Origin of the sequence: Shewanella sp. M16 (genome assembly GCF_018224605.1) — a bacterium.
GTDB lineage: Bacteria > Pseudomonadota > Gammaproteobacteria > Enterobacterales > Shewanellaceae > Shewanella > Shewanella oncorhynchi.
In genome coordinates this window covers 1-17,001 of record NZ_JAGTUL010000037.1, presented here as the reverse complement: position 1 = coordinate 17,001, position 17,001 = coordinate 1, and the positions used below count along the sequence as shown (strand labels likewise).

General features: G+C 46.2%; 13 protein-coding genes. 3 read left to right on the top strand and 10 right to left on the bottom strand.

The genetic code is table 11. The annotated features are described in order from the left end of the window. Positions 1-6: 6 nt before the first annotated feature. From KFE26_RS19115 to KFE26_RS19100, 4 genes are read right to left on the bottom strand one after another with little or no spacing between them, the layout of a single operon-like run. Positions 7-522, bottom strand: a complete 516-nt coding sequence (locus KFE26_RS19115; protein ID WP_071940654.1) for a pilus assembly protein PilP — start codon at positions 520-522, stop codon at positions 7-9. Next, on the bottom strand, positions 522-1,145 hold the full coding sequence (locus KFE26_RS19110) for a type 4a pilus biogenesis protein PilO (protein ID WP_212601376.1): 624 nt from the start codon (positions 1,143-1,145) through the stop codon (positions 522-524). Before KFE26_RS19110 ends, KFE26_RS19115 begins: the two co-directional genes overlap by 1 nt. Continuing rightward, the gene (locus KFE26_RS19105; protein ID WP_105250539.1) at positions 1,142-1,726 is read right to left on the bottom strand and encodes a PilN domain-containing protein; all 585 of its coding nucleotides are present in this window, start codon (positions 1,724-1,726) and stop codon (positions 1,142-1,144) included. The genes KFE26_RS19110 and KFE26_RS19105 overlap by 4 nt, the downstream gene beginning before the upstream one ends. After that, complete coding sequence (locus KFE26_RS19100; RefSeq protein ID WP_105253014.1) at positions 1,714-2,793, bottom strand: pilus assembly protein PilM; 1,080 nt, start codon at positions 2,791-2,793, stop codon at positions 1,714-1,716. Before KFE26_RS19100 ends, KFE26_RS19105 begins: the two co-directional genes overlap by 13 nt. A gap of 188 nt (positions 2,794-2,981) precedes the next feature. Between KFE26_RS19100 and KFE26_RS19095 the strand changes: the two genes are divergently transcribed. Next, positions 2,982-5,504 (top strand): penicillin-binding protein 1A, encoded by a 2,523-nt coding sequence (locus KFE26_RS19095; RefSeq protein WP_212601375.1) that lies wholly within the window; start codon positions 2,982-2,984, stop codon positions 5,502-5,504. Between the two features lie 97 nt (positions 5,505-5,601). Here the strand turns inward: KFE26_RS19095 and argH are convergent, their stop codons facing one another. The 5 genes from argH to argC all read right to left on the bottom strand — a co-directional run bounded on the left by argH (position 5,602) and on the right by argC (position 11,088). Next, on the bottom strand, positions 5,602-6,969 hold the full coding sequence (argH, locus tag KFE26_RS19090; protein WP_212601374.1) for an argininosuccinate lyase: 1,368 nt from the start codon (positions 6,967-6,969) through the stop codon (positions 5,602-5,604). Positions 6,970-7,077: 108 nt separating this feature from the next. Beyond that, positions 7,078-8,316 carry an argininosuccinate synthase gene (locus KFE26_RS19085; RefSeq protein WP_212601373.1) on the bottom strand — a complete coding sequence of 413 codons (1,239 nt, stop codon included), beginning with the start codon at positions 8,314-8,316 and terminating at the stop codon, positions 7,078-7,080. Between the two features lie 59 nt (positions 8,317-8,375). Then, a complete protein-coding gene (locus KFE26_RS19080) occupies positions 8,376-9,281 on the bottom strand; it encodes an ornithine carbamoyltransferase (RefSeq protein WP_212601372.1) in 906 nt (301 codons plus the stop codon). Between the two features lie 12 nt (positions 9,282-9,293). Next, entirely contained in the window at positions 9,294-10,076 is a 783-nt protein-coding gene (gene argB / locus KFE26_RS19075; protein WP_212601371.1) for an acetylglutamate kinase, read from the bottom strand. 31 nt (positions 10,077-10,107) lie between these two features. Further along, positions 10,108-11,088 (bottom strand): N-acetyl-gamma-glutamyl-phosphate reductase, encoded by a 981-nt coding sequence (argC, locus tag KFE26_RS19070; protein ID WP_212601370.1) that lies wholly within the window; start codon positions 11,086-11,088, stop codon positions 10,108-10,110. Between the two features lie 885 nt (positions 11,089-11,973). Here argC and ppc point away from each other — a divergent pair. Continuing rightward, positions 11,974-14,643 carry a phosphoenolpyruvate carboxylase gene (gene ppc, locus KFE26_RS19065; protein WP_212601369.1) on the top strand — a complete coding sequence of 890 codons (2,670 nt, stop codon included), beginning with the start codon at positions 11,974-11,976 and terminating at the stop codon, positions 14,641-14,643. Next, positions 14,643-15,188: a DUF1439 domain-containing protein gene (locus KFE26_RS19060; RefSeq protein ID WP_212601368.1), complete on the top strand. Its 546-nt coding sequence runs from the start codon at positions 14,643-14,645 to the stop codon at positions 15,186-15,188. The genes ppc and KFE26_RS19060 overlap by 1 nt, the downstream gene beginning before the upstream one ends. 91 nt (positions 15,189-15,279) lie before the next feature. Here KFE26_RS19060 and KFE26_RS19055 read toward each other — a convergent pair whose 3' ends face one another. After that, positions 15,280-16,554 (bottom strand): CinA family nicotinamide mononucleotide deamidase-related protein, encoded by a 1,275-nt coding sequence (locus KFE26_RS19055; RefSeq protein WP_212601367.1) that lies wholly within the window; start codon positions 16,552-16,554, stop codon positions 15,280-15,282. Positions 16,555-17,001 lie beyond the last annotated feature (447 nt).

Here is a 17,001-nt window from a genome sequence, read left to right as displayed (position 1 = left end):
CGCTCGTTATTCTCCAGAAAGTTCTAAATTGCTCGTCCTTTCGGACCAACAACCTGAACCATCTGGAATTAATTCTACTACTTCGACATTTTGTGAAGTAACTTTAGAAATGCGTCCATTAAACAGACCTAAATACTCACCAGCGCCCATCCGATAAACACTGCCGTCATTTGTTTCAACTAACGCCCAAGTTGTATCGGCTTCACTTAAGGTGCCACGCATTTTTAAATTATCTAAAGGATAAGTTTCTAATCGTCCTTTTCGACGCTTTAAGTCCGGTTGTAAACAATCTTTGCTGGTATCAACAACTTCTTCCGTTAACTCACGCGAAGGTGGTACAAAAGGGCTACGCATTAATTCGGCTTGATAGGCAAAGTGCTCAAATCTTGGCGGCTCTTTCAAGGGCGGGATATGAGCAACGTGTTGCGCTTTGGTTGTAGTAACAAATAGCTCTAAATCACTACGATCGCCAACACAACCCATTAAAAAAAGACTCAAGGCTAACAAAGGTAAGAATTTCATTATTTCTTCCCCTTATTAGCAGGTTTTTCAGGCGGTAATTCAGCCCCTTCTTTAAAGCGGTATGTCTTGGCTAAGATATCCATTGCTAAGTTGCCGGCTTCATCTCGCTTAATGGTGAAATCATGGAGGCTAACGATACGCGGCAGCTTAGCGACACCACTCACCATACTACCTAGCTGATGGTAATCTCCCGTCACAGACATTTTAATTGGAAACTCAATATAGAAATCCCGCTGGATTTCGGTCTCCCAATTCAAGCTATTAATTTTGAGTCCTGCATCCGTAGCCACAAAAGTTAAATCGTCTAGCAAACCTGGCATTTCATTTTCAGAGGGCAACATCTTCAGTAACTCTGCAAACTGCACTTCCATCGTCGCTAGCTGCTCTCGGTAGAGTTTTAAATTTGCCGCAAGTTGATACTTATTCTTGAAATCATCTCTAAGCTGCACTTCTTTATCTTGCTCTGCGGTATAAATATCTACCGAATCGGAGACGACCAAGAAATATCCCGCAGCAAAAACACAGAGTGCTAAAAGGATCGCGAAAAAGGTTTTAACTTGATTTGGCCAACCACCAATATTTTCAAAGTCGATATCATTAAATTGACTTAGATCGAGTTTCATTTACTCGCTCCTTTTGTCATTTTCTCAGGCTCATCTACACTCGCGCCTTTAATAGTGACTCTCAAACTAAAACGCTGTAATTGCCGTAACTCTTCATTTTGGGTCACGATCGACTGCATATTAGGATCGGTTAACCATTCGGATGTTTTCACTTTTCGCATCATGTTGGCGACGTTATTGTTCGATTCACTACGCCCTTCAATCAGCAACAAACTGCCCTTTTTCTCTAGGCTAGACAGATATATTCCTGGAGGTACAATTCGAACAAGCTCATCTAACACGTGAGTAGGCAAATTACGGGATTGCTGTAGATTAAGAATAATTTCTGTACGCCGCTCAATATCTTTCTTACGTTCAGTAATTTTCTTGATCTCAGAAATTTGTGTTTCAAGCAGACTGATTTCCGACTGCAAATAAGCATTACGTGCTTTTTGCTCATCTGTCATAACATCTAATAAAGATACTGCGACATAGACTAAAATCGCCGACGCTAAAAATACTGCCGCTAAAATACCAATATAGTCGCGCTTTTGTTTTTCTCTCGCCTCTTCTCGCCAAGGGAGTAGGTTTATGTTCGCCATTGACCGTAACTCCTCAATGCTAAGCCACAAGCAACCATATATTTGCTGATTGTAGGTTGCAGCGCACTTTTAACCGACTCATCGGCATGCAAACACCCTTGAAAAGGATCGGCGATAATAGTGTGAACACCCAATTCATTTGTCAGTAAATTAGCCATACCTTCTAATTTAGATGTCCCACCGCATAATACGAGGTAGTCGACTTTATCTTTACCGCTGGAAGTGCAATAAATCTGTAGCGTACGTTTTATTTGTTGTAATAGCTGAGTTTGAAAAGGTGACAAAACTTCAAACATATAATTTCGTGGTAAGTCGCCTTCAATCTTTGCTTTCTCAGCTTGATCATAAGACATGCCATAGAAGGATAATATTGACTGAGTAAATTGCTCACCACCGAAAGCTTGCTCACGAATAAAAGTCGTCTCACCCGATTCAACCACAGAGAAAGTCGTCATATTCGCGCCGATATCAACCATAGCGACGGCTTTATGTTTCGCTCCTTCTGGAAGCTGAGCCAGAATTAACTCGGCAGCTCGACCTAAAGCGTAACCTTCAACATCCACCACTTTAGCCTCAAGTTCCACGCTATCCAGCGCATCGACTCTGACATCAATATTATCAGTGCGGCATGCGCTCAACAGCACATCAACTTTAGTAGGATCGGTACTGTTTACGTTTAGCGTTTCAAAATCTATGCTGACTTCATCGAGTGAATACGGAATAAGGTTATCGGCTTCAATTTCTATCTGCGCTTCCATTTCTTCTTCACTAAGGGAGGCATCCATGTAGATCACTTTCGTCATCACAGCAGAACCCGAAACAGAAACAGCGGCATATTTAACGGATTTAGGTAGGCTACGTTTTATTTGCTTAAGGCATTCAACAACGGCATCAGCATCACGAATATCATGATCGTTAACGGCCCCCTTCTTAATGGGTACCGCGGCATGACTCAATATTTTGTATCCGTCAGCAGTCTTACTCAACAAAATGGCCTTAACTTCATGGGAACCGATATCGATTCCCACCATCTGCGGAGCCTGACGCTTCCATAAATTTGAAAGCATATCCATTGTCACTTTTTTATTTATATTTCAGTAAAAGAGATTAGCACAAAATCAACTTGTTATACTTACTTGTATCGAATGTTTCATCATTTTACAAATGCTATTTTGTGAGTCTCACGTTTTTACTTCACCAAGACGTGTGCGCCTTATATACTGTCGCACTTAACAGAACATTAGGATAAATTTTGGTGAAGTGGTTAAAACGTATTGTTATAGCACTATTCAGTCTAGCCCTTTTGGGCGTAGGCGCCATTGTGGCAGCATACTTTTATGTTTTGCCGGATTTACCGGATGTTTCAACACTAAAAAATGTGCAACTTCAAACACCTTTACGTATTTACAGTAGTGACGGCAAACTTATTTCTCAATTCGGTGAGAAACGTCGCATTCCACTAACGTTAGACGAAGTGCCAAAACCTCTGCTACAGGCGTTTATCGCAACCGAAGATGCCCGCTTTTATGAACATGGTGGTATAGATCCTGTTGGCGTGCTTCGCGCTGCATTAGTGATGTTGACCACTGGCGAGAAAAAGCAAGGTGCGAGTACGATTACCATGCAGGTCGCACGTAACTTCTTCTTAACCCGCGATAAGACTATTATTCGTAAAGTGAAGGAGATTTTTATCTCCTATCATATTGAAGAGTTACTCACCAAAGATGAAATTTTAGAGCTCTACGTAAACCGCATTTACTTAGGCCAACGGGCCTACGGTGTTGGGGCTGCTGCGCAAGTGTATTTCGGTAAAAACGTGCAGGAACTCAGCTTATCTGAACTGGCCGTTATTGCAGGCCTACCCAAGGCGCCCTCTACACTCAATCCAATCACGTCACCTTCGCGTGCATTGGCTCGCCGTAATGTCGTCCTCATGCGGATGAATGAAGTCGGCTACATCAGCCAAACCGAATACCAAGCGGCACTACAAGAGCCATTGGTGGCCAGATATCATGGCGCTGAAATTGATCTCTATGCCCCTTATATTTCTGAAATGGCTCGGGATTACATGGTACAGAAGTACGGTGAAGAAGAGGCCTATACCAATGGCTACAACGTCTATACGACTATCTCATCGGATCTACAACTTAAAGCTCAACAGGCACTGCGTAATAACGTCTATGCCTATGATGAACGCCATGGCTACCGTGGTCCTGCTGCCGTATTGTGGACGGACGAAAAACCTGAGCCTGCTCAAATCAAAACTGAACTAGCCAAGATTGCTTCAGTACAAGAATTGCAACCCGCCGCAGTCATCAGCATTGCAGATCAGCAAGCCAGCATAATGACCGCCAAGGGCGAGACCAAAGTCATTACTTGGGATGGATTGAAGTGGGCACGTAAGTTTATTACTGATAAGCGTCAAGGCAGTGTACCGAAATCAGCTTCTGACATACTCAAGGTCGGCGAGCGTATTTGGATCCGTGATAACGGCCAATATTTGCAACTATCGCAAGTACCAGAAGTCGCCAGCGCAACAGTATCACTCGACCCCAAAAATGGTGCTATTCGCACTTTAGTTGGTGGTTATAGCTTTAGCCAAAGCCAATACAACCGAGTGACTCAAGCGAAGCGTCAATTAGGTTCGAATATAAAACCTTTCATCTATGCCGCAGCATTAGAGAAAGGCTTTACCTTAGCGACCCTCATAGACAATGCGCCAATTAATAAACCCGATATCAGCCAAGGCACAGCATGGCGCCCTAAAAACTCACCCGATATCTATGGCGGCCCCACTCGTTTACGTGTGGGTTTAGCGCAATCTATTAACGTTATGTCTGTGCGTGCAATGCGTCATGTCGGACTCGACGAAACCATTGCTCAACTCGTTGAATTTGGTTTTGATCCTAACGACTTACCTCGCAACGAATCGATTGCATTAGGTTCGTCTTCAGTCACGTCATTGCAAGTAGTTACTGCATTTAACGTATTTGCTAACGGCGGTTTCTTACTCGAACCTTTCTATATTGATCGCGTAGAAGATGCTTACGGCAATGTTATCGAAAAAGCGAACCCTACATTGGCCTGTAAGCCTAGCCAACCAGTTACACCGAGCGACTCTATAGCGTTCAGCGTAAGTGGAGACTCTGGTGCTGAGCGTAGTGCACCTGTTGCGCAGTGTTTCAATCAAACCGGTCGCTACGCTCCGCAAATTATTTCAGAGCAAACGGCATTCCTCATTACCGAAGCACTGAAGAGCGTGATCTGGGGCGGCGGCGATTGGAGTAAAGGCACGGGTTGGCAAGGTACGGCTTGGCGCGCGGCAAAATTGATTAAGCGCCATGATATTGCAGGTAAAACGGGTACCACAAACGAATCGCGCGACACTTGGTTCAGTGGTTTTAGCCCAGTCATCACTAGCACTTTCTGGGTCGGTTTCGACGATCACGGTCGCCAACTTGGCAGAACCGCATGGAATGCAAACGGCGAAAAAGATCAGATAACTGGCGCCGAAGCGGGTGCGAAAACAGCAGGTCCGGGCTGGAACGAGTTTATGAACAGTGTCTTACAAGGCACTCCTGAGACAACCTCGATTCCACCAGAAGGCATAGTTTCGGTACGCATCGATTTAGCGACGGGTAAACTGACCCGTAAAACCGACTATACCAGTGCGTTCGAGTACTTTATTTCAGGTACAGAGCCGAAGGAATACATCAGCGAAACTCAGGATGAAAACAATTTATTCATCGATGCACCAACTGATGATTTATTCCAATAAACAAATGCTAAAAAGTCATTACCACTAATTGTGGCCCAATAAAAAACGCGACCTTAAGTCGCGTTTTTTATTGGCTTGTTGATTTGAACAACTTACTTTAGCGGGCTTTCTTAGCCGCGATCGCCTGCTGAATTTGCGGCAGAGCTGTCCCACCAAGCACATCGCGCTTCGCTAAACAGGCTTCAATAGTCAGGTTGGGATAAACGTCATCCTCAATGAGGATGGCAAAGGTTTTTAATTCGGCCAAAGAGAATTCCTCCAGCGGAATTTGCTTCGCTATCGCAGCAACCACGACTTCACCCACAACATGGTGCGCCTCACGGAAAGGCATGCCTTTAGACACGAGATAATCTGCAAGCTCAGTAGAATTTGCATAACCTTGCTGTGCCGCTAACAGCGCATTAGGGCGATTGACCTTCAAACCTGACAACACTAACGCCGCCATATCGAGGCAAATTGCCCAACTATCGACCACGTCAAACAGGCCTTCTTTATCTTCCTGCATATCTTTGTTGTACGCCAAAGGTAGAGCTTTCATCGTAGTGAGAATGCCCACTAAGCTGCCATAAACCCGGCCAGTTTTGCCACGGATAAGCTCTAATGCGTCTGGATTTTTCTTCTGTGGCATCAGGGATGAACCCGAAGTCACTTCATCACTCAGGGAAATAAAGTTCGCTTCACCTGAGTTAAAGAAAATCAAATCTTCAGCCATACGGCTTAAGTGCATCATGCTGATCGATGCGGTTGAACAAAGCTCTACCACGTGATCTCTGTCTGATACGCTATCTAAGCTATTCAGCGTTGGCGAGGCAAAATTCAGCGCCGCGGCCAGAGCATGTCGATCCATCTTATAAGCTGTGCCTGCTAATGCTCCAGAACCTAAAGGACAGGTATTCGCGCGGGTTAACGCATCGCTTAAACGGCTGATATCCCGCTCAGTCATTTCCACATACGCTAAACACCAGTGGCCAAATGTCACAGGTTGCGCGCGCTGCAAGTGAGTATAACCAGGCATTACCGCATCAAACTCACGTTCTGCCAACGCCAGTAATTCAGCATGTAAGCCTTGAAGGCGCGCGAGTAATGCTTTGCCTTCGGATTGACACCAAAGCTTTAAATCGGTGGCAACTTGATCGTTACGGCTACGGCCAGTGTGCAGTTTCTTACCGAGATCGCCCACTTTAGTAATCAAAGCCGACTCGACGAAACTGTGAATATCTTCGGCGCCCGAGGCAAGAATAATCGCCGGCTCGCCCTGCACTTCCACCAGCAAGTCATTAAGCGCTTTTTTCAAGTCGCGGCATTCAGTTGCTGAGATAATTCCCACGCTGGCAATCGCATCCGCCCAAGCAATGGAGCCGACCACATCCTGTTCGAACAAGCGATAATCCACAGGTAACGAATCGTTGAATAATTTGAATAGCGCGCTCGTTTCGCCCTGAAATCTTCCACCCCATAAAGCCATGCTAACTCCCCTTACTCACTGCTTATTTGAAATCGACTCATCTGAATCAAAAACTAAATCAAAACCTAAAAACAAAAAAGGGCGCTAGGCGCCCTTTTAAACGACCTATTACTTAGACTTTACATCATTAGCGTTGAGTGCGCGGATGCGGCTCGCCAATGAGTACAGGCGGATAAAGCCTTCGGCATGTTTTTGATCGTACACTTGATCTTCACCGAAAGTCGCAAACGCTTCAGAGTACAAGCTGTTAGGTGAACGTTTCTTCACTGCGCTCGCTTGGCCTTTGTAGAGTTTAACCACAACTTCACCGTTAACTGATTCAGCCAATGATTCAGATGCTGCCAGCAGTGACTTACACAGTGGCGTGAACCAACGGCCGTCATACACTAAATGCGCCATTTGTGTGGCAACTTGCTCACGCCAGTTACGGCTGGTTTTGTCAAGTACGAGCTCTTCAATCGCACGTAGTGCTGCGAACATCACAGTGCCGCCGGGTGTTTCGTAACAGCCACGGGACTTCATGCCGACTAAACGGTTTTCGGTAATGTCGATACGGCCCACACCGTGTGGCGCAGCAATGGCGTTTAATGTCATCAGTGCAGCATAAGGCGTTAGGGCTTCACCATTCACTTTAGTGATACGGCCATGTTCTACTTCTAGCGACACATATTCAGGCTTGTTCGGTGCATCTTCAGGATCGGCAGTCAGTGTCCATACGCCTTTGCTTGGCTCGTTCCATGGATCTTCTAACTCACCACCTTCATGGGAAATATGGAAAGCGTTGGCATCACGGCTATAGATTTTAGTCGCTGACGCTGACGTCTTGATGTCACGTTCAGCTAAATAGGCCAGTAGATCTTCACGGCTCTGCATAGTCCATTCACGCCATGGTGCAATCACTTTTAAATCAGGTGCTAATGCCGCGAAACAACCTTCGAAACGCACTTGGTCGTTACCTTTACCGGTACAACCGTGACACAGAGCATCGGCGCCCACTTTACGGGCCACTTCAACCTGCGCTTTAGCAATAATAGGACGCGCCATTGACGTACCGAGTAAATAAGTGCCTTCGTAAATCGCACCGCTCGCAATCGTTGGGTAGATATAGTCTTTAACGAATTCTTCTTTTAGATCGACGATATGACATTCAGAAGCACCTGAAGCTAAGGCTTTTTCAGTCAAGCCAACCAGCTCTTCTTCGCCTTGGCCAACGTCGGCGCAGAATGCAATGATTTCACAGTTATCGTAGTTTTCTTTTAACCAAGGAATAATGGCCGAGGTATCTAGACCACCTGAATAGGCTAAAACCACTTTTTTCACGCCAGTATTTTTTATCTCGATAGACATCTTAAATTCCTATGACTCGTTTCTCTCAAGGAGAAAACAGGCTGCTAAACAGGGTTAATTTAACTAAATAAGGTTACCAGTACCGCATTTTGGGCATGCATCCGATTTTCGGCTTGTTGCAGAATTAAGGAGCCTGCACCGTCCATCACTTCATCTGTTACTTCTACACCACGGTGGGCGGGCAAACAATGCATAAAGAAGTTAGCGCCCGCTTTCGCCATCAAAGCTTTGTTTACTTGGTATGGTGCAAACTTCGCTTTGATATCCGACAAAGGCGTTGGATCGCCCATTGAAATCCAAGTATCAGTATAAATAGCGTCGTGACCTTCAATCGCATCGATATCTGAAGTCAGCACTATCTTGCCGCCATATCGTTTGGCGAGCTCTTGCACTTCTGCCACTACGTAGCCATCAGGAAAGTGACCCGCAGGGCAGATCACTGTCATGGTGGCACCGAGAATAGCCGCACAGTACATCAGCGAGTGAGTGACATTATTACCATCACCAACATAAGCTAATTTAGCTTTACTGACATCCTCAAACTGCTCTGCCAGTGTTAAAAAGTCAGCTAAGGCTTGGCAAGGATGATAAAGATCCGACAGCGCATTGATCACGGGCACAGAGCCGAACTCGGCTAATTGTTCGATAGTGGTGTGTGAATAGGTTCTCGCCACAATTGCGTCGGCCCAACATGACAGGTTAGAAGCAAAGTCAGCAACCGATTCCCGTTTTCCCAGTTCACCATTTTGCTGGTCTAGGTATAAACAGTGGCCACCGAGCTTATTAATACCGATATCAAAGCTAACGCGTGTTCTGAGTGAGGGCTTTTCAAATAACATCACCACACTCTTGCCATCCAGCGCATGACGATACTCAGCCGGATTGGCTTTGATCGTTTTTGCCAAGGCAATTAGATCCTGTAACTGCTGCTGGGTTAAGTCTTTTATCGATAGTAAATGCTTCATAACCTACTCCACTTATGGTTGGATTTGTGTTCCTACGGCTTCACCTTTTGCTAATGCGATTAATTGGCTTGCATCACGCCACGAGGCAACTTGTACCGCCTGCCCCATCCACTGTGCTACTTCGAGCGCAGCTTCAACTTTGACCTTCATTCCCTTTTCGATCACACCTTGCTTAACAAGGTCTGCTATCTGCTTGCCATTTAAACTATGGATGAGCTGGCCTTTACCATCGAGCACCCCAGAAACATCCGACAGCAGCACTAACTTGCCGCCCACTAATTTAGCTAAGGCCGTCGCCGCTTGGTCAGCATTGACGTTAAGCATTTGACCATCGTCCATCATGGCGATAGAGCTACAAATCGGCATCCAACCTTGCTCGAGGATAAACTTAAGATAAGTGCCATCGTTTGGCGTGACTTCGCCAACAAGGCCTAAACGCTCATCTTTAATCTTAGCCGAAACAGTATTGCCATCGGCAAGACTCATACCCACACTCACAATGCCAGCCTTAGTCGCTGCGCCTTGAAGGATTTTGTTCGAAGTGCCAGCAAGTGCGCCGGCAATAATCGGCATTTGCTCTGGCGGAGTCACACGTAAACCTTCTAACTTGACGGTCTCCATACCATTAGCCGCTAACTGCTCATCCACCAGACAGCCGCCGCCATGTACCATCAACACTTGCTGACCATTGGCTAACATAGCCGCAGCCGTATCCATCAATCGCGCCATCCCCATTTCACATTGCAGCAGCGCGCCGCCCACTTTAAGCACTAATACTGAGTTGTTTGTAGACATCTTGACGACTCTCTTAAATAAGGATGAACAATTAAAGGTTAAAATGAATCTTTATGCATTGCAGCGCTTGGCTGGCAGCACCTTTCATCAAGTTATCGATGGCACTGGCTACCACTAAGTAACCGCTATTCTCATCAAACTTCCAACCTAAATGGCAGTTGGGTGTCAGCACCACATCGTCTACTTTCGGGAACTGATTGTGCTTTACGGTTACCAATGGCGCCTTGTCATACACGCTATAGGCCGCTGCCACATCGGCAGTCGTAGTGCCTGGTTTTAGCTGCACGGTAATGGTCGCTAAAATGCCACGCTTAAAGTTGCCAAGGTGCGGGGTAAATATCACTTCTTGACCAAGCTGAGTGGCGATCTCGGGTTGATGTCTGTGGCCTAATACGCCGTAGGGTGTCAGGCTCACTTCACAAAAACTGGTGTGTAACTGCGCTTTACGGCCCGCACCTGTTACGCCGCTCACGGCATTGATCACCGGATAAGCCGATGTCAGTAAACTCGCTAGCGGTTTTAACGCTGTCAATGATGCGGTCGGGTAACAACCTGGCACGGCAATCATCTTAGTCGCAGCGATTTCTTTAGTATTCCATTCGGCAAGGCCATACACGGCTTTGGCTAAAACTTCAGGATATTCATGCTCAAAGCCATACCACTTCGGATATTGCGCCACATCGCTAAAACGATAAGCACCGCTTAAATCGAATACCGCTAACCCTTGGCTATAAAACCAAGCCGCTAAATGCAGGCTCACCGAGTGCTCAGTCGCTAACACCACGGCATCGGCTTCGGCAACGATTTTTACCTTAGCTTCATCGGACAATGGCGACAGCGTTAATGCGATATGGCTATAGCTAGGATACAAATCCGCTAAAGGCTTACCTTTATCTAAACTGTTTTCAGAAACATACAACCCTTGAATCGTCAGTTCTGCTTCTGCATGGATTAAAGCGGTCAGTTGCGCGCCTGTGTAACCACTGGCACCAATAATGGCGATATTTTTCATGTTTTTTGTCTTATTAACCGAATCAAAGAAACTTAAAGAGTAGATGAATAGCTTACACGCAACCGCGCATATCTATGATGACAAGACTATCGTCGCAGGAAATCGTAATAGGTTGTTATTTTATTCACTGTCAGGCTAATACTGTACATCATGATATTCACTCTACAGGTCACAGGGGGTGACTCATCTCAACTGATGGCTAGACTACCACAAAGATCTAATTATGCAATATATGTGAATATATATTTTTAATTTATTTTCATATTTTAAGCTCAAACTGGAATATCGAAGACACGCCTCCCATTCAGCTAACTCGTTAATAACTCAGTTATCCAGGGTCAATATGAGTCAAAATCAGTCCTTTTCATTAACAGCTAAGATACATGTCTACAAAGAATAAAATGATGCACTTCATATTCACTTGCACTAATCATCAAAAAATATTGCGTGACTTCGCATTTCTATTGAATATTCTTCATCAAATACCGTGATTGGTTGCATATCGGATAAGCCAGTCGTATAAGTTATAAGTTCTGCTGTTGACCATAGCCCCAAGTGATAGGTATTGTGCTAACGGGCTATATACCCAAGCTACCTGAAGATACGAGTTTCAGAGCGCCTAGGGTGCTTCAACTCAAGGCGCATCAATGAAAGAATGTCGGCCACCTTTTAAATTGATGCAACACGGAAGTGGAGTGCCCTAGGTGCTCCGTCCCGGCGGGTTTTAACGCACTTTATGCTGCGTTGGTTATTTTTAACTTAGCCCGCTAGGCCTGCAAATAACTGCCTTGCCTAAAGTGCATTAAACTCCCGCTGAATCCTGCATCTTCAGGTTGTTTGGGTATATACAAAGCGAATTTTCATGTTTTTCTATTCGGAGTAACTATGTCAGTAACCATGGCAGACAATATGACAGATATGTATGCGTCATTAAGATCGAACGTGAGTATGTTAGGCCAAATCCTTGGTGATACTATGCGTACCCATCTTGGGGACTCTTTTCTTGAGAAGGTTGAACAGATCCGTAAGCTTGCCAAAGACTCACGCCGAGGCGATCAAGCCGCCAGAGAGCAAATGCTCGAGTTACTGACAGCTTTGCCAGACGAAGAATTAGTCCCTTTTGCAAAAGCTTTTAACCAATTTCTTAACTTAGCTAACTTATCCGAGCAATTTCATACTATCAGTCGTAATTGCGACGAACTTGTCTGCGTGCCAGACCCAGTGGAACAACTCCTAGGCCGCATGCTCAATGGTCGTGTCGACCAAGCTAAAATGCTCGACTGTCTAAAAACACTGGATATTGATCTGGTGCTAACAGCGCACCCCACTGAAATATCCCGTCGCACCCTGATCCAAAAATACGCCGCCATTGTCGACTGCTTAACAGAGCAAGAAAACGACCAACTGTCGGATAGAGAACGTCAACAGATCAATCTGCGCCTACGCCAATTAATCGCGCAAATATGGCACACCAATGAGATCCGCCGCGAGCGCCCAACTCCAGTAGATGAGGCTCGCTGGGGATTATCCACCATTGAAGAGTCACTCTGGCATGCGGTGCCTGACTTCTTAAGACAACTTAACGATCGAGTGCAGCAACGCACAGGGCAGCAATTACCGATTGATATCGCGCCAGTGCGCTTTTCAAGCTGGATGGGTGGCGATCGCGATGGCAACCCGTTTGTTACAGCAAAAGTCACCCAAGAGGTGCTCGACCGTAACCGCCATGCTGCCGCCAGATTATTCTTAAAAGATATCGTCCTGCTGGTCGGTGAACTGTCGATGGAAGAAGCCAATGATGAGTTAAAGACTTATACCAATAACAGCTGCGAACCTTACCGCCACGTGCTGCGATCTATTCGTCAAAGACTGCGCGATACCATAGATTATTTGAATGCGCGCATCGAAGGCCACAATCCTGAAGTCGATAAGTCGAGCCTAATTTGGCAAGAAAGTGATCTCAAAGCGCCGTTAGAAATGCTCTATAAGAGTTTAACCGACTGCGGTATGCGCTTAATCGCCAACGGTTTATTGCTCGACATTCTCCGCCGTCTCGCCTGTTTTGGCATTCATATGCTCAGACTCGACATTCGCCAAGACGCCAGCCGTCACAGCGATGTGCTCGCCGAGTTAACTCGCTATCTCGGCATGGGTGATTTCAACCATTGGGATGAAACCGAGAAGCAAGCCTTCTTATTACGTGAACTCAGCAACCGTCGTCCACTGATCCCAAGTAACTGGCAACCCTCGGCCGATGTGGCCGAAGTGCTTAATACCTGTCGTTTGATTGCTAAACATCCGGCAAAAGCACTCGGATCCTATGTGATTTCGATGGCGGGTAAACCATCGGATGTCTTAACGGTTTTACTCTTGCTCAAAGAAACAGGCTGTTCGCACCCAATGCGCGTGGTACCGCTGTTTGAAACCTTAAGCGACTTAAACAACGCCGCGGCCTGTATTACCGATTTGCTCGACATCGACTGGTATCGTGGCTATACCAAAGGCATGCAAGAAGTCATGATTGGTTACTCTGACTCAGCTAAAGATGCCGGCGTAATGGCGGCGGCTTGGGCTCAGTATCACGCCCAAGAGCAGTTAGTGGCGGTCTGTAAACAAGCGGGCGTCAAGCTCACATTATTCCATGGCCGTGGTGGCAGCATTGGTCGCGGGGGTGGTCCTGCACACAAGGCTATCCTATCGCAACCACCAGGTTCGGTAGATGGCCGCATTCGTGTGACTGAGCAGGGCGAAATGATCCGCTTCAAGTTTGGCTTGCCAAAACTCGCGGTTCAAAGCTTGGCCCTGTATACCTCGGCCGTATTGGAAGCAACCCTATTACCACCGCCAGAGCCGAAGCAAGAATGGCGCGATTGCATGCAACGTATAGCAGAAGAATCAGTGGGTGCTTACCGTGGCATAGTGCGTGATGAACCTGATTTCGTGGCTTATTTCCGCGCGGCAACGCCAGAAGTGGAATTAGGAAAACTACCACTCGGCAGCCGTCCAGCCAAACGTCGTGTCGATGGTGGGATTGAAAGCCTTCGGGCAATTCCGTGGATTTTTGCTTGGTCGCAAAACCGCTTGATGTTACCTGCATGGCTCGGCGCAGGTGAAGCACTACAAGCCGCCAGTGAACGCGGCGAGATGGGCTTACTGCAAGATATGGAGCGGGAATGGCCCTTCTTCAGCACTCGCATTTCAATGCTGGAAATGGTCTACGCCAAGGCGGAACCTAATTTGGCCCGCTACTACGAAACCTGTTTAGTACCTAAAGAATTGCATCACTTAGGCGAAACCTTGCGCCAACGCTTAGATCTGGGCATTAAAGTCGTGCTTGAGCTGACAAAATCGGATAGTTTAATGGCGCATACACCGTGGAATCGCGAATCAGTTAAACTGCGAAATCCGTATATCGATCCATTAAACTTCTTACAAACCGAGCTATTAGCACGGACACGTAAGGAAACAACCGAAACTCCTGCGTCTGAACATGTGCAATTAGCGCTAATGCTGACTATTGCAGGTGTGGCCGCGGGTATGAGAAACACTGGTTAATGAAAAAACTTTCCCGCACGATTTGCTTGGGAGTAACTGTGCTGCTTGGCGGCTGCGTCTCGCAGTACAGTATCAGCGAGCATGAAATGGAGCAGTACCTCAGTAAAGAGATCCACTTTGAGGTTAAACAAGGCAATCAATTAGTTGGCGCTGAAGTGCGCATTAACGACATCAGTGTCAAGCTAGGTGTAAAACCTGACACTATGAGCGTAAGTGCCGCAACTCAAGTATCAATTAAGAATCCGATCTTTCCATTGAGTGCCAAACTCACTACGACTTTCGAAGCCAAGCCTTGGTATGACAGCGCAACGCACAGTGTCTATCTGCGCCAACTCGAATTAGTCAAAGTGGAATCAACGCCCAAGGATATTGAAAAAGCGATTAGCAGTGCCACGCCGCAGGTGATGGGTTATCTAAGGCAATTCTTAGAAAACCAGCCTGTGTATGTACTAGATACCAAGGACAGTAACCAAGCACTGATGGCAAAAATGACCGAAAGCATTCAAGTTGCCCCAGGTAAATTAGTGCTGAAATTCACGAAATAACCGATTATTTTGTGGATCATCAGCCATAAAAAATGCTCCCTCGGGAGCATTTTTGTTGACGGGCATAAACGGATATATACCCGTATAAGAGTTACTTACTGAATCGCCCTATCGACTGATAATCGACGATCACAGCTTCAGCTAAAAGCTCACGTCTTAGCATATCGTAAGCCACAGCAGCACTTAAACTGCGTACCAGATCCCGTGAACGTCTCGGTAGTTTAATCATCTGACTATAAACACCGCCGCGAGTTGCTAAAGCGATCGCCACAGTGCCCACAGGTTTCTCATCTGTGCCACCATCGGGCCCCGCAATTCCACTGGTTGCCAGCGCATAATCACTGTCTAAAATTTGCCTTGCCCCCTTAGCCATTTCTTCCACAGTCGCAATAGAGACTGCACCATGATCATCTAAGGTTGAAGGATTAACACCTAACACGCGCACTTTAGATTCATTACTGTAAGTCACTAATCCGTGCTGTAAGTAAGATGAACTGCCAGGGAAATCAACTAACTGACTGGTGATCATGCCGCCAGTGCAAGACTCGGCAACGCTTAAGGTCAAGCCGGAGTTGAGTAACTTATAATGAATTTCTTCGGCAAGAGTGGCTTTATCTTCCGCAACTACCACAGTACCCAGCACCATTTTGATGTGCCCAGCGACACGAGGTAATACCGTAATCGCCTTCTCGCCACGGGCGAAAATCTTAATCTCAATATGCGGCATAGAAGAGCGGTAACCAATAGTAATGCCTTCTGGCAGCTCTAGCGGTTCTAACTTATCTGCCAAAGCGGACTCACCTTGACCTATGGTCAATAGTTTCTTTAAAGCAACCTTGGAATCAAGGTTAAACTCTTCGCGAATAAAGGGCACAAACTGCTCTGTAACCATGTGCTTAAGCTCAAAAGGCACACCAGGCGTGAAGAATAACCAAGCGCGATTAAGCTTAACTCTAAAACCACAAGCGGTTCCCACAGGGTTATCAACCATCACAGCTGAGGCTGGTAGCATAGCTTGCTTGAGATTACTTAAAGGCATTTCACGGTTATTACGGGTAAACCACTCCTCTAAACGCTCACGCCACTCCGCATTCTCAACCAATGGTTCGCCCTTCGCCTTCGCCATCGCTAAAGCAGACATATCATCACTCGTCGGCCCGAGACCACCATTAACGAGAATCACATCGGCATGTAAGCTACGTTCTTGGAAAACCGCAATCAGATCCTCGAGGCGATCGCCGACGGTCACTCGACGCTGGATCTCGACACCATGCTCCATCATAGTACTGGCAAACCAAGCGGCGTTGGTATCAACAATCTGTCCCGCCAACACCTCTTCCCCAGTGCAAATCATCTCTAACTTCATCTCAGATCCTTATCTACCCCAATAAATTAAAACATAAGGTAAGTAACCGCTTAACTAATAGCAATAGCTAGGCTCGATCGAAAACTAAGATAGCTGTAGCAAAATCGGAGCATTGACAAAATAAACGAACAAACAATCGACAACCATTACTTACTATTGATGTCATGAAGAATGAAAGAATGTGTTAAGGAGAGAAAAATGGGAGGAAAACTGACTAATTAAATAGACACTAGGCTGGATTTCACAAATTACAGACGCAAAAAAGCCAGCTTATTCAGCTGGCTTGGTTACATCTCAATGAGATAATTAGGCGCTTGGCGATGACCTACACTCACATGGGGGTGAAATCATGGCGCTATCAATACGGAGTATTTAGCCATGATTGAACGCGAAGAAGCTTGTCTTCGTAGCCGGGGAGTCCGCTTAGCGGCGGGCGACCGCCATGGA